Annotated in this window: 12 protein-coding genes and 1 pseudogene; 10 read left to right on the top strand and 3 right to left on the bottom strand. The window is 32.7% G+C overall.

Going from position 1 to position 18411, the window contains the following annotated elements; genetic code table 11:
* Window positions 1-112 precede the first annotated feature (112 nt).
* From LQ611_RS11650 to fadH, 7 genes and pseudogenes are all read left to right on the top strand, one after another.
* A pseudogene (locus LQ611_RS11650) lies at window positions 113-1938 on the top strand (APC family permease).
* Window positions 1939-2460: 522 nt separating this feature from the next.
* On the top strand, window positions 2461-3609 hold the full coding sequence (locus LQ611_RS11655) for an ROK family transcriptional regulator (RefSeq protein ID WP_107596591.1): 1149 nt from the start codon (window positions 2461-2463) through the stop codon (window positions 3607-3609).
* Between the two features lie 157 nt (window positions 3610-3766).
* The gene (gene xylA / locus LQ611_RS11660; RefSeq protein ID WP_025907538.1) at window positions 3767-5089 is read left to right on the top strand and encodes a xylose isomerase; all 1323 of its coding nucleotides are present in this window, start codon (window positions 3767-3769) and stop codon (window positions 5087-5089) included.
* A gap of 5 nt (window positions 5090-5094) precedes the next feature.
* Window positions 5095-6585: a xylulokinase gene (gene xylB, locus LQ611_RS11665; RefSeq protein ID WP_103361663.1), complete on the top strand. Its 1491-nt coding sequence runs from the start codon at window positions 5095-5097 to the stop codon at window positions 6583-6585.
* A 20-nt stretch (window positions 6586-6605) separates the two neighbouring features.
* Window positions 6606-8060, top strand: a complete 1455-nt coding sequence (xylE, locus tag LQ611_RS11670) for a D-xylose transporter XylE (RefSeq protein WP_025907542.1) — start codon at window positions 6606-6608, stop codon at window positions 8058-8060.
* Between the two features lie 220 nt (window positions 8061-8280).
* Window positions 8281-9621: a hypothetical protein gene (locus LQ611_RS14230; protein ID WP_308192899.1), complete on the top strand. Its 1341-nt coding sequence runs from the start codon at window positions 8281-8283 to the stop codon at window positions 9619-9621.
* A 184-nt stretch (window positions 9622-9805) separates the two neighbouring features.
* On the top strand, window positions 9806-10570 hold the full coding sequence (gene fadH, locus LQ611_RS11680) for a 2,4-dienoyl-CoA reductase (RefSeq protein WP_103361665.1): 765 nt from the start codon (window positions 9806-9808) through the stop codon (window positions 10568-10570).
* A gap of 53 nt (window positions 10571-10623) precedes the next feature.
* Here the strand turns inward: fadH and nadA are convergent, their stop codons facing one another.
* Genes nadA through LQ611_RS11695 form a run of 3 tightly spaced genes read right to left on the bottom strand, consistent with a single transcriptional unit; the run spans window position 10624 to window position 14083 of the window.
* The gene (nadA, locus tag LQ611_RS11685; protein WP_025907546.1) at window positions 10624-11724 is read right to left on the bottom strand and encodes a quinolinate synthase NadA; all 1101 of its coding nucleotides are present in this window, start codon (window positions 11722-11724) and stop codon (window positions 10624-10626) included.
* Window positions 11725-12558, bottom strand: coding sequence for a carboxylating nicotinate-nucleotide diphosphorylase (gene nadC, locus LQ611_RS11690; RefSeq protein WP_103361841.1), 834 nt, complete (start codon window positions 12556-12558; stop codon window positions 11725-11727).
* Entirely contained in the window at window positions 12509-14083 is a 1575-nt protein-coding gene (locus LQ611_RS11695) for an L-aspartate oxidase (RefSeq protein ID WP_103361840.1), read from the bottom strand. The genes nadC and LQ611_RS11695 overlap by 50 nt, the downstream gene beginning before the upstream one ends.
* Before the next feature lie 88 nt (window positions 14084-14171).
* Here LQ611_RS11695 and LQ611_RS11700 point away from each other — a divergent pair, with 88 nt between their 5' ends.
* The 3 genes from LQ611_RS11700 to LQ611_RS11710 all read left to right on the top strand — a co-directional run bounded on the left by LQ611_RS11700 (window position 14172) and on the right by LQ611_RS11710 (window position 18297).
* Window positions 14172-15263, top strand: coding sequence for a cysteine desulfurase family protein (locus LQ611_RS11700; protein ID WP_103361839.1), 1092 nt, complete (start codon window positions 14172-14174; stop codon window positions 15261-15263).
* A gap of 1 nt (window position 15264) precedes the next feature.
* Window positions 15265-15783, top strand: coding sequence for a transcription repressor NadR (locus LQ611_RS11705; protein WP_103361838.1), 519 nt, complete (start codon window positions 15265-15267; stop codon window positions 15781-15783).
* A 177-nt stretch (window positions 15784-15960) separates the two neighbouring features.
* Window positions 15961-18297 carry an immune inhibitor A domain-containing protein gene (locus tag LQ611_RS11710; protein ID WP_103361842.1) on the top strand — a complete coding sequence of 779 codons (2337 nt, stop codon included), beginning with the start codon at window positions 15961-15963 and terminating at the stop codon, window positions 18295-18297.
* Window positions 18298-18411 lie beyond the last annotated feature (114 nt).

The raw sequence follows: 18411 nt of genomic DNA on the forward strand, positions 1-18411 counted from the left end.
GCTTATATATACTTTTAAATTTGATGAGCGTATAAATATATATATGCTTTTGATGTCATCAATCGTTAACGTTTTATTCAATTTATTAAATATGATTAGGAGATTAGATATGATATTTTCTCAAGCTAAAAGATTACTAATAGGTAAACCAAAGAAAAACAAAGAGTTACAAAATGAAAAGATTAGTAATACAAAAGCGTTAGCCATACTTTCATCAGATGCATTGTCCTCTGTAGCATACGGACCAGAGCAGATTTTAATTGTGCTCTCAGTGTTAGGTGCTATAGCAGCTTGGTATACACTACCGATTACGGCATTTATTTTGATACTGTTAATCACATTAGTGCTGTCATATAGACAAGTTATTTACGCTTATCCTCATGGTGGTGGTGCTTATACCGTTTCAAAACATAACTTAGGAGAAAAATGGTCGCTACTAGCAGGTGGGTCGTTACTTGTAGACTATATATTAACAGTCGCTGTTAGTATTTCATCAGGTACTGATGCATTTGTAGCCGCATTTCCATCTTTATATGAAAAACGAATTTTAATAGCATGTATTTTAGTCGTATTGATTTTAATTTTGAACTTAAGAGGTTTAACAGAATCTGCAACGGTGTTGTCGTATCCCGTATATTTATTTATATTTGGTTTGATTATGCTGATTGTTGTTGGTGTATGGAAAGTAGCAACTGGCCAAGCTGAACCACAAACAATATCCGTTGTCGGTAGCTCAGTACCGGGTGTAACGTTCTTTCTATTACTAAAAGCATTTTCATCTGGTGCATCATCTTTAACAGGTGTTGAAGCGATATCGAACTCAGTTAAAAGTTTCAAAGATCCCGCACCCAAAAATGCTGTTAAGACTTTAATCGCAATGGGAAGTATTTTAGGGTTTATGCTTGTAGGTATGGTCTATTTAACTTATTTCTATGGCATTATGCCACAAAGAGAAACGACTGTATTATCTCAACTTGCGAAACAAGTCTTTGGAGAAAATGTGATATTCTACTTTATTCAAGGTGCAACAGTACTCATTCTGATATTAGCGGCTAATACTGGATTTACAGCATTTCCACTACTCGCAGCAAATATGGATAAAGATAAGTACATGCCACATATGTTTACAGTTCGTGGTGATAGATTAGGTTATTCGAACTCTATTATTATATTAGGTGTTTTAGCAATATTTTTAATAATAGGCTTTAACGGCAAAACTGAAAACTTTGTTCCACTATATGCAGTGGGGTGTTCATTCCGTTTACGTTAGCACAACTCGGTATGATGATAAAATGGATCAAAGAAAAACCGAAACATTGGAAAAAGAAATTAGCAATCAATACATTAGGTACTGTTATAACATTGACAATATTTATGATTTTACTCATAACAAAAATGCCACACGTGTGGCCAATCTTAATCTTTTTACCGATCGTCGTATTGATGTTTGTTCGAATTCATAAACACTATATAAATATCGCGAAAGAATTACACGTTTCAGAATCACACAAAAGCACTACAACAAAAAGTAAGAACTTAGCCATTATTCCAATAAGCGGTATCACAAATGCAGTAGATAAATCTATCGCATATGCAAAATTAACATCTGACGACATCATCGTTGTACACGTAGCAGTAGGTGAAACAAATGAGAAGAAATTACAAGCGAAATGGAAGTCATTGTACCCAGATATACGACTTGTCGTATTGCATTCAGAGTACAGAGACGTCATTAAACCTATCACGCGTTTTATAGATAAAATTAATCATAAAGCAACAGCAGAAGATTATTTAATAACTGTTATCATACCGCAATTTATTACAAATAGAAGATGGCATAATTTATTACACAATCAAACAAGCTTTATGTTAAAAGTGCATTTATTCTATAGAAAGAATATCGTCATATCAACGATACCATACAAATTAAAACATTAAACTGAAAATCGTTTGTATTTTACAACTATATATTTAAAAAAAGCAGAGGAAACAATCAAAAGATTGAATATTTCCTCTGCCTTTTTAATGCAATAAAACTGAAATTAACCGAAAGTTTGAATGCAAGTCTTGATTAAATCAATAATGCTTGTAATAACACCAGCGATATCCATTTGCAAAACCTCTTTCCTTTTAAGATACATTAAGTATAAATAAACTTAACCCATTTATGTTAAAAATTCCCTATAAAGCCAAAAATCATACATAACTGCCAATGAGTTAAAAAACAACGTACAAATATGCACAAAAATCCATCATTTAGGGAATGTGAAGAGTTTTAAACAGTTTGGAAAAAAAGAAGATTAAAGAGAAAAAGAGTTGAGAAAACATATAAATTGGACATTCTAATATTTGAATGAGCATTTACAAGTGATTTGACATTTTCTAATTTGTGTTAAAATAATTGGTATAAATGACAATATAAATAATAACAATTCAAAATAACTTATGGGGTATGCAAATATGGAAAATATTTTAAACATTAATGATAATGAAAAAAGAGTGCTAAGAGAAATATATAATCATCATAATATTTCACGTACTCAAATATCCAAAAACCTTGAAATTAATAAGGCAACTATTTCTAGTATTTTGAATAAATTAAAAATAAAATCTTTAGTTCGTGAAGTTGGAGAAGGGGATAGTACAAAAAGTGGGGGAAGAAAGCCTATTCTTCTTAAAGTAAACCATCTTTATGGCTATTTTGTTTCTTTAGATCTAACTTATAGTTCAGTTGATATTATGTATAATTATTTTGATGGAAATATAATAAAACATCAATCATATGAGTTACCAGATGATAAAGCTAGTAGTATATTAAAAGTGTTGAAAGAAAATATTGATATCAGTAATAAATATGAAACTTTAAATGGTTTATTAGGAGTATCAGTCTCTATTCATGGTGTTGTAGATAACGAACAAAATATTACTTATTTACCATTTCATGATACAGAAGATATATGTCTCTCTCAAGAAATCAAAAAATTTGCAAATGCTCCAGTTGTAATCGAGAATGAAGCAAATTTATCAGCATTATATGAACATAATTTTAATCGTAATAATGCCCACAAAAATCTTATTTCTTTAAGTATACATAAAGGGATAGGTGCTGGCCTTATCATTAATGACCAATTATATAGAGGGGAAAATGGAGAAGCAGGAGAAATAGGCAAAACACTCATGTCGAAAATGGTTGATAATATAGAAACTTTTCACAAAGTTGAGGATATATTTTCACAAGAAGCCCTTTTACAGAATATTAGCATGCAGATGAACGAGCGTATAACTTTGAAAGAGCTAATAAAGTATTATAATGACAAGAATCCAATTGTAATTGAAGAAATGAAACAATTTATTAGTAAAATTGCAGTTCTCATACATAATTTAAATATTCAATTTAACCCCAGTGCGATTTATATAAATTGTCCATTATTTAATGAAATGCCTACAATTTTGGAAGAAATTAAGAATGAGTTTAAACGATATGATCGTAATGATATTCAAATTCAGTTAACATCAAATGTGCAATTCGCTACTTTATTAGGTGGTACTTTATCAATAATGCAAAAAATATTAAAAATTGATGACTTATACTTAAATATCAGATTATAAATAATATATCCACATAAACCGTACTAGATAAGCTTCTAGTGCGTTTTTTTTATGATATTTATATAGTAAGCGTTTACATATTGCAATAAGTGTGCTATATTATCTCTAAAGTTAGTTTGTTTATTAAACTAACCAACTAAAATCTAGGAGGATTTCCATGACATACTTTAACGTTGACAATATAAAATACGAAGGTTCTAAATCAAATAATATTTATAGTTTCAAATACTATAATCCAGATGAAAAATTAGGTAATAAGACTATGGCAGAGCATTTAAGATTTAGTGTTGCATACTGGCATACTTTTACTGCTGACCTATCGGATCCATTTGGTGTTGGTGCAGCTGAACGTGATTGGGATAATCTGGATGAGATGGGGAAAGCTAAAGCTCGAGTTGAAGCAATTTTTGAGTTTATGGAAAAATTAAATATTGAATATTTCTGTTTCCATGATGTAGATATTGCGCCAGAAGGTAAGAATTTAAAAGAATCTAATGAAAATTTAGATATAATTGTAGATTTAATTCAAGAAAAAATGAAAAGTACGGGTAAAAAATTATTATGGAATACGACTAATAACTTTACACATGAACGTTTTGTACATGGTGCAGCTACTACTTCTAATGCTGAAGTATATGCATACGCGGCAGCAAAAGTGAAAAAATCATTAGAAATTGCTAAAAAGCTTGGTGCAGAAAACTTTGTATTCTGGGGCGGCCGTGAAGGTTATGAAAGTTTACTAAATACTGATATGAAATTAGAGTTAGACAATTTAGCTAATTTCTTTAAAATGGCGAAGGACTATGCTAATGAAATAGGCTACGAAGGACAATTTCTAATAGAACCTAAACCAAAAGAACCAACTTCTCATCAATATGATACTGATGTTGCTACAGGACATGCCTTTTTACAAAAATATGGTTTAGATAAAATATTTAAATTTAATATTGAAGCAAATCATGCAACATTAGCTGGCCATACATTTCAACATGAATTAAGATATGCGCGTGATAATCAATTATTAGGTTCAGTTGATGCAAACCAAGGGCATCCGTTATTAGGATGGGATACGGATGAATTTCCAACTGACGTTTACGATACGACTTTAGCGATGTATGAAATATTGAAAAATGGTGGATTAAACCCTGGTGGATTAAACTTTGACGCTAAACCAAGAAGAACATCATTTAAACAAGAAGATTTAATCCTTACGCATATTGCGGGTATGGATACATTTGCATTAGGTCTTAGAGTTGCTCACAAAATGATTGAAGATAATTTCTTTGAAAATATTATAAATGATAAGTATCAATCATTTAATGAGGGAATCGGTAAACAAATAGTTGAAGGTAAAACTTCATTTAAAGAATTAGAAGAATATGCTTTAAACATTGATAAAATCGAAAATGAATCAGATCATCTAGAAGTGATTAAGACTCAAATTAATCAATATATTTTAAATATTAACAATGGAGATTGATAATTATGGAATATGTAATTGGCATCGATATCGGTACGAGTGGATTGAAGTCAGTTCTTGTCAATAAAGAAGGATTAGTTGCTGATTCATATAGTGTTAACTATGAAACAAATCATCCTAAGTCAGGTTATAGCGAGATGGACCCTAATATTTGGTATGAAGCGACAATTGAAAGTTTAAAATATTTATTAAATAAGTATGGAGAACAATCGATTTCAGGTATCAGTTTTTCAGGTCAGATGCACGGTTTAGTAGTAGTTGATGAAAAAGGAGAAAGTATAAGACCAGCAATTCTATGGAATGATACGCGTACTTCACAAGAAGTAGAAAACATTAAAAATGCTGTAGGATTAAAGCAATTACTTAATTACACTCAAAATACAGTACTTGAAGGATTCACACTACCAAAGTTAATCTGGTTGAAAAATCATGAACCTGAAAACTACAATAAAATTTTTAAATTTATGTTACCAAAAGACTATGTTGTCTATAAATTGACTGGAAATATATATACTGAACCATCAGATGCTTCTGGGACTATATTGTATAACATAAAATCGGAAGAATGGTCTGAAGAATTACTCAACACTTTACGAATCAATCCAAATATTTGTCCAAAAGTGATTGGATCACATGAAAAAAGTGGTGTATTAGTCGATAAACTGAAAGATCAGTTGAATATTAGTGTGGATATTAATGTCTATCAAGGTGGAGCTGATAATGCTTGTGGTGCGCTTGGTTCAGGTATTACAGATGAATCAAAACAGCTTGTAAGTATTGGAACTTCAGGTGTGGCCTTATCTATAGAGAATGATACGAATTATCAAAATGATGGTAGCATGCATTATTTTGCTCATTGTGTTCCTAATCAAAAATATATAATGGGTGTCACGCTATCAGCTGGATACAGTTTGTCATGGCTTAAAAATTTAATAAGTAAGTCGGATGATTTTAGTGTATTTCTAGAAGATTTTTCCCAGTCTAAAATTGGTGCAAATGGATTATTATATACACCATATTTATTGGGAGAACGTACGCCATATAATGATGCAGTTGTAAGAGGTAGCTTTATAGGATTAGACGCTAATACAACTCAATTAGATATGAAGCGGTCTGTTATTGAAGGAATAACTTATTCTATTAATGAAAGTATAGAGATTATGAAAAATAATAACATCGCTATTCAAGAAATTGTATCAATTGGTGGTGGTGCTAAAAATAAAGAATGGTTACAAATTCAAGCAGATGTCTTCGGCGTAACGATTGTTACACGTACTGAAGAGCAAGGACCAGCTTATGGTGCCGCTATGTTAGCAGCTATGGGAGAAAAATGGTTTAAATCATTTAAAGATCTAAATGATGCTTGGATTGAGTATAAAGAAAAAATAGTACCAATTACTGAACATATAAATTCTTATCAAACGTTATTTAACATTTATAAAAATGTATACACTGCCACTCAGCCAATAACAAAAGATTTAACTCAATTTAAATAGCATATCAGGGAGATGGGATAATGAGTAGTTATGATAATAAGAAGTTTATCTTTAAGATTGCTTTAATAGCAACGCTTGGTGGATTATTATTTGGTTATGACACAGCAGTAATTTCTGGTGCAGAACAATCATTACAAAAATACATTACAGCAGATTATGGGAGTTTCATTCATGGTATAACAGTTTCTAGTGCCTTAATCGGCTGTATTATAGGAGGATTACTTTCTTCTAATGTTTCGAAAAACTTTGGAAGAAAGAAATCTTTACAAATAGCTGCAATTTTATTTATAGTTTCTGCAATTTTATCTGGTTATCCGGAGTTTCTATTCTTTAATCGTGGTGAGGCTTCTCTTGGATTACTTGTTATGTTTAATTTATATCGTATTATAGGTGGAATAGGTGTTGGATTAGCATCAGCAATATCACCAATGTATATTAGTGAAATATCACCTTCATCAATTCGAGGTAGGCTAGTATCTTGGAATCAGTTTGCAATTATATTCGGTATGTTAGTTGTATATTTTGTAAATTACGGTATTACATTTGGTAGAACACAAAATTGGATTGATATTATTGGTTGGAGATATATGTTTATTACCGAAGCAATTCCAGCTATAGTATTTTTCATTTTATTATTTTTAGTACCAGAAACACCAAGGTATTTAATTTTAGCTAATAAAGATAAAGAAGCATTTTCAGTTTTAAGCAAAATATATACATCCAAACAGCATGCTAAAAATGTACTGAATGATATATTAGCTACAAAAAGTAAAAATAATGAATTGAAAGCACCATTATTTAGTTTCGGTAAAACTGTTATTTTTACAGGGATTTTACTCTCTATTTTCCAACAGTTTATTGGAATTAATGTAGCACTATACTATGCACCTAGAATATTTGAAAATTTAGGTGTTGGTAGTGATGCATCAATGATGCAAACAGTTGTTATGGGATTAGTTAATGTAATATTTACTTTAGTAGCAATAAAATATGTAGATAAATTTGGTCGTAAACCGTTACTTATTATAGGTTCAATAGGAATGGCAATTGGTATGATTGGCATGAGTGTCTTAACAGCCAGTGGTATATTTGGTATTATCACATTGTTATTTATGGTTATTTATACAGCTTCATTTATGATGAGTTGGGGTCCAATTATTTGGGTGTTATTATCTGAAATATTCCCTAATAGAATTAGAAGTGGAGCAATGGCAATAGCGGTAGCAGTGCAATGGTTAGCGAACTTTACGATTACTTCTACATATCCATTCTTAATGGATATTAGTGGCACAATGACATATGGATTTTATGCAGCAATGAGTATATTATCTGGTATATTTGTTTGGAAATTCATTCCTGAAACTAAAGGTAAGACATTAGAAGAACTAGAATCTATTTGGCAAAAGGATAGAAAAACAAAAGCAGATAATAGCGAGTCTAAAGTTTTTACAGAATCTCTACAAGAAAGAAATTAAACATGTAGATTATAAAAACCACTAAAGTTCTGATTGAAAAATCATTTACTTTAGTGGTTTTTGAGATTTAAAATATAACGATTATATTAAAAGTATCAGTGAAATATCTCTGAATACATTTCAATTTACATTGTATTTGTTACAATAGTAAAGAACATGTATATAACTTATTTAAAATTATTTAGCGAATATATTATAAATTAACAAGGGAGTGATTCTTTTGAAGAAGCAGCTGTTCTCTGGTCTTGTACTTATGTCGGTTGTGATATTGAGTGGTTGTACGATTAGTATTGGTGGAGATTCAAATGATGACAAGTCATCTGAAAATGCTCAAAAGGGTGAATCACAAGATAATCAGTCTAATGATTCATCAAACAATGAGGATAATAGTAATGAAAGTGGCATTAAAGATGAATCGAATATCACTGAACAACAGAGTATTGCGATGGCTATGTTAGATCCTAGTGTTGAAGATGATATTGTAACAGGTGATGAATTATTATCTGGAAAATATACGCAAACTTTTGGAGCTGGTGAGAAGAAAGAACGTAATATTGATACGTTAGAACTTGCTGAAAGTCCGGAACTAAATAAGATGAAAAACAAACCAAATGGTATGAAGTTCTATAGTTTGAATGCTACTAAAGGTAGCTATGCGACAATAGTCGGTGTAAATAAGGATGAAGTTGTATATATTAAAACACAAAGTGCTGTTCAAGATTTTAATGATGTCATAGATAATGGAACAGTAGATCGTTTGAACATTGCTGATTTATATAAGAAATATAAAGATAATCGCAAAGTTTCTAATGTAGCAAGTAAGATTGAGTATGTAGATCCATTACCTTCTAGTTATGATGATTCAGATGAGGATAACAATTCTAACGAGAATGTAAATAGTGATGAATACTACGCGAAGGTATGGTTAACGGCTTTACCGAGTTATCGAAATATGGATGAAAGTGAAATGAATGCAGAGCTTGAATTTAATAATCTTGAGGGTGAGTATTTAAATCCGTATAACAAAGCAAATACGGTGAAATATCCTAAAGGTGTGTATCGTTTGGCAGGTTATCCTACTGCTGCTGGACATGTTGTATATAAGAATAATGGAGATGGTACGATTTCTATTTATAATGTGCCTTCACATTTTCATGATGAAAGATGGACAGAAGATGATGATTACTCTCAAAAAGAGTCTGAAAAGATTTTAAACAATCCGAAAGTTGTTAAGCTTTATGATGCGTCTGACGAACAAATAGAAAGAACTGTGAAAATGTTTGATGGATCATCTTCTATGGATGATGATGTTTCAGATGAGGATAGTAATTCTGAAAAAGTAACACGAGAGAATGTTATTGATAAAGTAGAATCGTATGAAGGTGAAACGTTAGATACAGATAAATATACGTTTAAAGAGCCTGAGAAGACAGATGAAGGTAAATGGGGCTTCTCATTTGAAGATAAAGATGGCAATTTAGCAGGTTCGTATATTATAGATGATGACGGCAAAGTGACTGAGTATGATGAAGATGGAGAAGAAGTCGGATCAGGATATTAATATATTGAAAGACCTTTGAGCGTAACGTTCAAAGGTCTTTTTATTATACTAATAAATATTTTTTAAAGCTTTATGTAATGTGTAACTTCTGTTTAATTGTCCTTTATTGCAACTTATTGTACACTGTATGTAAGCGCTTACTAAACGCAAATATTTTAATATAGTAAATATGAGGAGAATATATATGAAGGATAAAGTGATCATTGTAACGGGTGGTAGCAGTGGTATGGGTAAAGCGATGGCAACGAGATTTGCTGCAGATGGTGCAAAAGTTGTCATAACTGGACGCTCACTTGAAAGACTTGAAGAAGCGAAAAAGGATATAGAACAAGAAGAAGGACAAGTATTATGTATTGATATGGACGTACGTGATCCAGAACGTGTTCAGTATACAGTAGATGAAACGATTAAAACATTTGGTAAAATAGACGGATTAGTCAATAATGCAGCAGGAAATTTCATTTGTGCAGCTGAAGATTTATCTTATAACGGTTGGAATTCAGTTATTGATATTGTATTAAATGGGACTTTTTATTGTTCGCAAGCAGTAGGTAAAGAATGGATTAAGAGTGGTCATAAAGGTCGTATATTGAATATTGTAGCAACATATTCATGGACAGCTGGTGCAGGAGTTATACATTCAGCAAGTGCCAAAGCAGGTGTGCTTGCTATGACGAGAACATTAGCAGTTGAATGGGGAAGTAAATACGGTATTACAGTTAATGCCATTGCACCTGGACCGATTGATAATACAGGTGGTGCTAAGAAGTTAACGTTATCTGAAGATGCCAGACAACAAACGTTAGATAGTGTTCCTGTAGGTAGAATGGGCCAACCTGAAGAAATTGCAGGATTAGCAAGATTTTTATTCTCAGATGAAGTGGCTTATATCAATGGCGATTGTATCACAATGGATGGCGGTCAGTGGTTAAATCGAAATCCATTTTAATATTAAATAACCTTTCACCTCGAATGTATTATAGGTGAAAGGTTATTTTTTTATTAAACGATACTTAACATACGTTCTAATGATTGTTTCGCAAAATGCGATGTTTCTTTATCTACTTTAATAATGTTTGATTGATCTCCGGCAATGATTTTATCTAAGCACCATGCGAGATGAGGTAAGTCAATTCTATTCATTGTTAAGCATGAACACATAAGTGGATTAAGTGATTCAATTGTAATATCTGTATATGTTTCTTTTAAACGTTGCACGAGGTTCATCTCAGTACCAATCACCCAGTGAGAACCTTTTGGTGCATTTTTTATTTTGTCGATAATATATTTAGTTGAACCTGCATAGTCTGCCATTTGGACAATATCAAATTGACACTCTGGATGTACAATAACATTCACGTCTGGATCTTTTTGTCGCGCTTGATCTATATGAATGGGGTAGAACTTTTCATGAACAGAGCAATGTCCCTTCCATAAGATGATTCTAATATCTTCATCACGACCGTCGAAGTCCAGTTTCTTTTGTATAGGATCCCAGACAGCCATTTCTTCAAGTTTAATGCCTAATTTATAAGCGGTATTACGACCTAAATGTTGATCAGGCAAAAATAATATACGTTTATCTTGATCTAAAGCCCATTGAATCACACTGTCAGCATTACCACTTGTCACACATGAGCCACCATTTTCTCCGACGAATTTTTTGATTGCAGCAGTCGAGTTCACATAAGTAAGCGGTAGAATATTATCACCTAAACGATTCGTTAATATATCATAGCCATGAAGCGCTTGTTCAATATTCGCCATATCTGCCATAGAGCAACCTGCAGATAAATCAGGTAAGTAAATATCTTGATTATCGTCAGTCAAGATGTCAGCAGTTTCAGCCATAAAATGCACACCATTAAAGACGAAATATTGAGCCTTTGTATTCTCTTTACAAATACGTGCAAGTTCAAGCGAGTCACCCATAATATCAGCAAATTGAGCAACTTCATTTTTTTGATAGTGATGCGTTGGCATAAATAAACGTTCACCTAATGAAGCTTTAATGGATTTAATTTTGTCTTCAAGTTCTTGATGAGACATTTTTATGTACTTTTCAGGAATAGATTGGGCATTCTCAATTGTAAGATTAAACATTTATATAACCACCTTTGCAGAGATATCTAATGCATGTTGCTCATAAAATAACGAACCTATAGAAATATAATCGACACCCGTTTCAGCGTAATCGACAACATTTTTAATGTTGATGTTACCGGATGCTTCAGTTTGTATATGTTCAGGCACTTTCGTGATATGTGCTTTGATCCAATCTGGTTTGCAATTATCAAACATGATGATATTCACATTGGATAAAATGGCTTCATCTAAAGTATGTTCATCTTCAATTTCTATTTCGATTTTATCCATAGGTCCGATATGTTGCTTAGCTTTAGAAACAAGTTCACGAATCGATAGACTGAAACTGATATGGTTGTCCTTTAACATTAATCCGTCATTAAGCGTCCGACGGTGATTATAGCCACCACCAATAAATACTGAATGTTTCTCAAACATACCTAATCCTGGCGTTGTCTTTCTCGTATCTACAATTTTGACATTTGTATGCTGAACTTTTTGGACGATTTCATGTGTAGCTGTAGCGATACCGGACATTCTTTGAATTAAATTTAAAGTGATGCGTTCCATCGTCAAGAGGATCGAAATGCTACCTTTAATAACAGCGAGCTTCTGACCCTTCTCTATGAATGTACCGTCTTGAACGAACAAAGTGGTGGTTATAGCATCATCAAGCAGTTTAAAACTTTCTTGAATGATCATTTCACCACAAAATATGCCTTCTGATTTACTTAAAAGTGTTAATGTACCTTGTTGAGTGGCGTCGAATAAGCTTGAAGACAAATCACCATAATGGTTATCTTCAAGGTAAAATTGTTTGAGTTTTTCTTGGACGTATAACTTGTTTAGCATGAATTGAATCCTCCATTAGTATTTCGATATCAGTATGTTGTAGTGTTGGTTCAGTATTCGGATAATCTAATCTATAGTGGACACCACGTGATTCCGAACGACTTAAAGCTGATAAACAGATCATTTCTAAAGTCTTTACTTCTATATATTTCTGCCAATCTGATTGAGTCCATTCAGCTAAAGTCACCGCATTGCTAAGACAATCTTGTATGTTATTTAAGTAAGCTGTGATGTCTGGACCATTACGCTCTATACCTAACACTTTAAAAGTTTGTTGACGAAGACCTTGTATGTCTTCATCACTTATTTTAGGAATATGCAGTTGCTCAGATTCACTAATACGAATATCTCTTATTTCAGATTGATGAATAGTTTCCCCGCAAAGATGTCCCATAACAAGTGCTTCAAGTAAGGAATTACTTGCTAGACGATTTGCACCATGAAAATTTGTGTTACTCGCTTCTCCTATAACGTAAAAGTGGTTCAAGTTCGTTCGACCATAAATATCAGTTTTTACGCCCCCCATTGTATAGTGTGCACCTGGTGTAATAGGAATGAGATGATGAGCATATTCATCTGGAAAATGTTCAATGACGCTTTGATAAATCGTTGGAAATCTATTAGAAAATGCTTCAACTTGTTCAATATTGATAAAGCATTGATGACCAAGTTGTTGTTGCTGAAAGATGGCTCTACTTGTCACATCTCTCGGAGCGAGACTTCCTAAAGGGTGTTTGTCTTCCATAAAATGCTCCCCGAGACTATTGACTAAAATACCACCATGACCTCGTACTGCTTCAGAAACTAGACCGAATGTTTGACCGGGTGTACCAAGTAAGGTTGGATGAAATTGAATCATTTCCATATGTCTTAAAGGAATGCCGTGATGATGTGAGATAACATGCCCTGAACTTATTGAACTGGATGCGCCTGAATGAGTAGGGAATAAATTGCTGTAACCACCTGTTGCCAAAATGACATCATGGGCTATGATATCAAGTTGTTGTCCATGTTTATTAAGTGCACGTACACCACAAACAGCATGTTCTGTATCTTTCAACAAATCGATTACTTCAGTTTCTTCATAAATCTTAATATTCTTGGATGATAATTGATTCATCAAATGATGCGTTAAGTATTTACCTGTTTGATCTCCACCAATATGTAATATGCGTGGGCGAGTGTGCGCACCTTCCATCGCAAAATCTAAATCATGTTGATTTGTAATCGTATCAAAATTCAATCCGTTTTGAATGAGTTGCTCAATGTAACGATGACTATGTTGGATGATGGATTGTATGACATCAATATCTCCAAGTTCATTGCCAGCTTTATACGTATCTACAATATGCGCATGGCCGTTGTCATGTTCGTATTGAGAACAACAAATCCCGCCTTGAGCTAGTGAACTGTTATGTTGATTTAGTTTATCTTTCGTAATGCAATAAATTTCAGTTTGCTCATTAAATGACTGTATAGCTGCTAATGCAGCGATGCCAGAACCTACTACAATGACTTTTCTCAAAGTTTACACCTTACTTTACATATATGTTATCATTCTATATACAATATATTGACACAATGAAACATAAATAACAAGAGGGGGATTATAATTGATTTATTTAGATAACGCATCAACTACGAGGATTGATAGCCAAGTGATGGATGTCTATCAAGATATACAGCGCGAAGCATATTACAATAGCGAAAGTTTACATATAGGTGGTATACATACTAGACAGTTATTGGATGAGTGTAAACAATTTATAAAGGGTTATTTCTCAACAGATAAAGAAGTGATTTATACAAGAAGCGGTTCTCATGCAAATGAAATTGCGATACATAGTTTTTTGAAAGAGAAGGAAAGCGGTAAAGTACTTGTATCACCTTATGAACATCCCTCTATACATGCCGCTTTAGAAGTTTATCAAGATAAATTTGATATGATTATGTTGCCTTTAGACAATAATGGAGAAATAGATTTAGAACAGATGACTGACTTAATGACAGATGAAGTTGTACTCATCATTGCACAACATGTTAATTCTGAGACTGGATATATACTACCTGTTGAAGAAATAAGTCAAATAGCGCTAGATTACAATATTCCTATGCATGTTGATGGCGTACAAGCAGTTCATAAATTAAATGATATTAATGTAAAATTGTTCAGTTCATATGCGTTTTCAGGTCACAAGTTTCATGGTACAAAAGGTTCAGGTGTGTTAATGATAAATCATGAGTATGTAAAGCCTTTAAATCAACATTATTTTCATGAAATGTATACACAAAATGGTACAATAGATTCACCAAGTATTATCGCGATGACAAAAGCATTATCAATGTCACCAAGTATTGACGAGATGCATACTTTACAACAATACTTCATTGAACAATTAAGTGACTTATCATTTACACCTATTGTTTACAAAGCACAAGCACCACATATTATTGCAGTATTAACACCGATTTATGAAGGACAATATATTATGCAATATTTGTCGAATAGAAACATATGTGTTTCAACAGGTACAGCATGTGGTCATGGCGCATTGTTAAGTAATGGTTTACAAGTTAAAATAGATTCAATACCTGAGAAAACGTATGACCAATATATACGATTATCTATTGGGAAATTTACGACTAGAAATGACATAGATACTTGTTTGCACCATTTAAAAACAGCTATCAGAGGAGATCAGTGAAATGAATAACCCTTTTAAAAGAAGAGAACAAATTTTACAATTACTCGAGTCTTCAGATGAACCGATTAGCGGTAAACAACTGAGTCAACAATTCGATGTTTCGAGACAGATTATTGTGAAAGATATTTCTATATTGAAATCACAAAATTATAATATTGATTCAACAAGTCGTGGTTATGTTGTTAATAATGAACAATGCGGTAAAAGATATAAACGTGTCATTGTTTGCCAACATGATAATGACCGAATGGAAGAAGAGTTGAAGCTTATATTGGATAACGGGGCAATGATTGATGATGTTGCGATTGATCATCCTGTATATGGCAGTATTAAAGCGGATTTAATGATTGAAACGTACGAAGATTTATCGAAATTTATTAGTGAAATGGAAAAGTTTGAAGGACAAATGTTAGCGCACTTAACAGATAATCTTCATTTACATACGATTTCTGCACATACTGAAAAGATTTTAGACAATGCTGTACGAGATTTAAAAGAACACCAATTTATTGTAGAATAACCAACAATATACCTCCGTATAATTTACTTAGAGTAAAATTATACGGAGGTATATTATTTAGATATATTAAAAAGAAAAATTAGATTTTTTTGAATTCTCACTACTATTTTATGGGAATATGTATATAATGTATATAGATTAGATAAATAAGGGGGATTTTTAAAAGTGAATTTATTTATGAAAAAGTTATCAGTTGCTTCATTAAGTGCTCTGATTGCACTACCTGCATTTGCTACTCAAGCATCTGCAAATAGTGTCGCACCAAATGAAGACAGGTTACTCGAAACATTAGAAAAAGAAGGTGTCATTGAATCAACTGAAACACCTGAGCAGAAAAATGAAAAAATCAGAGAGTATATGGATGGCAAAGGTGAACAATATCATCAAAAATACATACCCAATAAAGGGCTTTTTGATAAGAAGTACAACAAGGGGAACAATGGTAAGCGTTTAGAACCATTAAATAAGAATCAAAAAGAAATGTATAAAAAGAAAAACAATGGCAAACGTGTTGATAATGTTGAAGAAGAAAAATATAAAGGTAAAGTACGACAAGATAAAGTGTTAGTATTAGCGATGGAATTTCCAGATTATCCTCATAGTTCGATTACGAAAGATGAAACAGATATGTACTATGATGATTATCCAGTTTCACATTTTCAAGATATGGTATTTGGAGAAAATGGCTATAAAGGTCCAAATGGCGAGAATTTAATGAGTATGAAACAGTATTACAAAAACCAATCTGGTGGTAGTTATGATATAGATGGAAAAGTGCATGGTTGGTATAAAGCTAAACATCCTGCAAGTTATTATGGTGGAAATGTGCCAGACGAAAGTGGCAGTGATGGTAAACCGAAAGAATTGATTAAAGAAGCGTTAGAACAAGCAGCGAAAGATCCAGATATTAATTTAAGCGATTATGACCAATGGGATCGCGATGATATTGATGGTGACGGTGTTTATGATGAGAAAGATGGCATCATCGATCATATTATGATTGTACACTCAGGTCCTGGTGAAGAAGCGGGTGGCGGTAAATTAGGAACAGATGCCATTTGGTCACATAGATGGTCACTTGATTTTGATGATAAAGGTGAACCTTATACAATTCCTGGTACTGATTCTGGGCTTGATCAATTTGATGGGAAATTAGCAGCAATTGATTACACAGTTCAACCTGAAGATGGTGCAGCAGGTGTGTTCTCTCATGAATTCGGACATGATTTAGGATTACCAGATGAATATGATACTGAGTATTCGGGTAAAGGTGAACCCGTATCATTCTGGTCTATTATGTCATCAGGTAGTTGGGCAGGTACTGTTCCAGGTACTGAACCGACTGGATTTGATCCATATATGAAAGAAATGCTTCAACAATTACATGGTGGTAATTGGCAAACAGGTAATGAAATCAATGCATCTGAATTTAAAGGTGAAACGTCAGAACTTATAGATGAAGCGTCTACTAAAGGGACAAACAATGATGCAATTAAAGTTAAACTCCCTGATAAATCGACTTTAATTCAAAAGCCAGTTCAAGGTAAGAAAGCATACTGGAGTGGTGCAGATGATGATTCACAATATTCAATGGAAACAGCATTAGATTTAAGTTCTGCTAAATCAAGTAAGCTAAAATTTAAGACTTGGTATGATATAGAACAAGGATTTGATTATGGTTATGTTCAAGTATCTACTGACGATGGTCAAAATTGGGAAAACGTAGCAGGTAATATTACAAATAATGATGATCCATCAGAGAGTGGTCAGAACCAAGGCAATGGTATTGATGGTCAGTCTGAAGGCTATGTTAATGCTAAATTTGATTTATCAAAATACGATGGTAAAAAAGTAAAATTAAGATTCTTATATGTAACAGATAAATTTGAAACAAACCCAGGTTGGTTTGTTGATAAAGTTAAAGTAACTTCAAAAGATGGACAAAACATCTTCAGTGATAATGCAGAAGGTAAAGCAAAATTTGATTTACAAGGCTTTGAACAAAGTGATGGTAATAGATATGATGAGAACTACTATTTATTACAATGGAGAAACTTTACAGGACCAGATAAAGGATTACAACACATTAAACGCGGTGGCGGAACAATGTCTTACAACAAAGGTTTAACAGTTTGGTATGTTGATAAGAGTTTCTCAGATAACAACGTAAGTTCACACCAAGGACAAGGCTTCATAAGCGTTGTAGATGCTGACCAAAATGCATTGAATTGGAAGAAAAAAGGAGTAGCTGATGATCCAGCAACAACACAATTCCAAATTAGAGATGCAGCATTCAGTTTAGATCACCAACCTAAATTAAAACTGAAAAACGAAGACGGTTATAAACTACATGATAATAAAACGAAGAAAAATCCTGTATTCGATGACAGTCAAGATTACTCAAACCAAGGGCAAAAAGATGCAGGTGTATTATTACCGAATCATGGCTTGAAATTTGAAGTATCAGCAAAAAGTAAAGACAACTCAGTCGGTAAAGTGAAAATCACAAAATAAATATTAAAACAGGAACGCCAAGTTGCACTAACCCCAGGATGTGGGAGTAAAATAAAAACACTTTCGTTGAATTCATATTAAAATGAATTTATACGGAGGTGTTTTTTCTATGAA

Origin of the sequence: Mammaliicoccus sp. L-M44 (assembly GCF_022386355.1) — a bacterium.
Lineage (GTDB): Bacteria > Bacillota > Bacilli > Staphylococcales > Staphylococcaceae > Mammaliicoccus > Mammaliicoccus sciuri_A.

Coding starts and splice junctions, on each gene's coding strand:
- LQ611_RS11655 (WP_107596591.1), top strand. CDS start 2,461: ATGGAAAATATTTTAAACATTAATGATAATGAAAAAAGAGTGCTAAGA.
- xylA (WP_025907538.1), top strand. CDS start 3,767: ATGACATACTTTAACGTTGACAATATAAAATACGAAGGTTCTAAATCA.
- xylB (WP_103361663.1), top strand. CDS start 5,095: ATGGAATATGTAATTGGCATCGATATCGGTACGAGTGGATTGAAGTCA.
- xylE (WP_025907542.1), top strand. CDS start 6,606: ATGAGTAGTTATGATAATAAGAAGTTTATCTTTAAGATTGCTTTAATA.
- fadH (WP_103361665.1), top strand. CDS start 9,806: ATGAAGGATAAAGTGATCATTGTAACGGGTGGTAGCAGTGGTATGGGT.
- nadA (WP_025907546.1), bottom strand. CDS start 11,724: ATGTTTAATCTTACAATTGAGAATGCCCAATCTATTCCTGAAAAGTAC.
- nadC (WP_103361841.1), bottom strand. CDS start 12,558: ATGCTAAACAAGTTATACGTCCAAGAAAAACTCAAACAATTTTACCTT.
- LQ611_RS11705 (WP_103361838.1), top strand. CDS start 15,265: ATGAATAACCCTTTTAAAAGAAGAGAACAAATTTTACAATTACTCGAG.
- LQ611_RS11710 (WP_103361842.1), top strand. CDS start 15,961: ATGAAAAAGTTATCAGTTGCTTCATTAAGTGCTCTGATTGCACTACCT.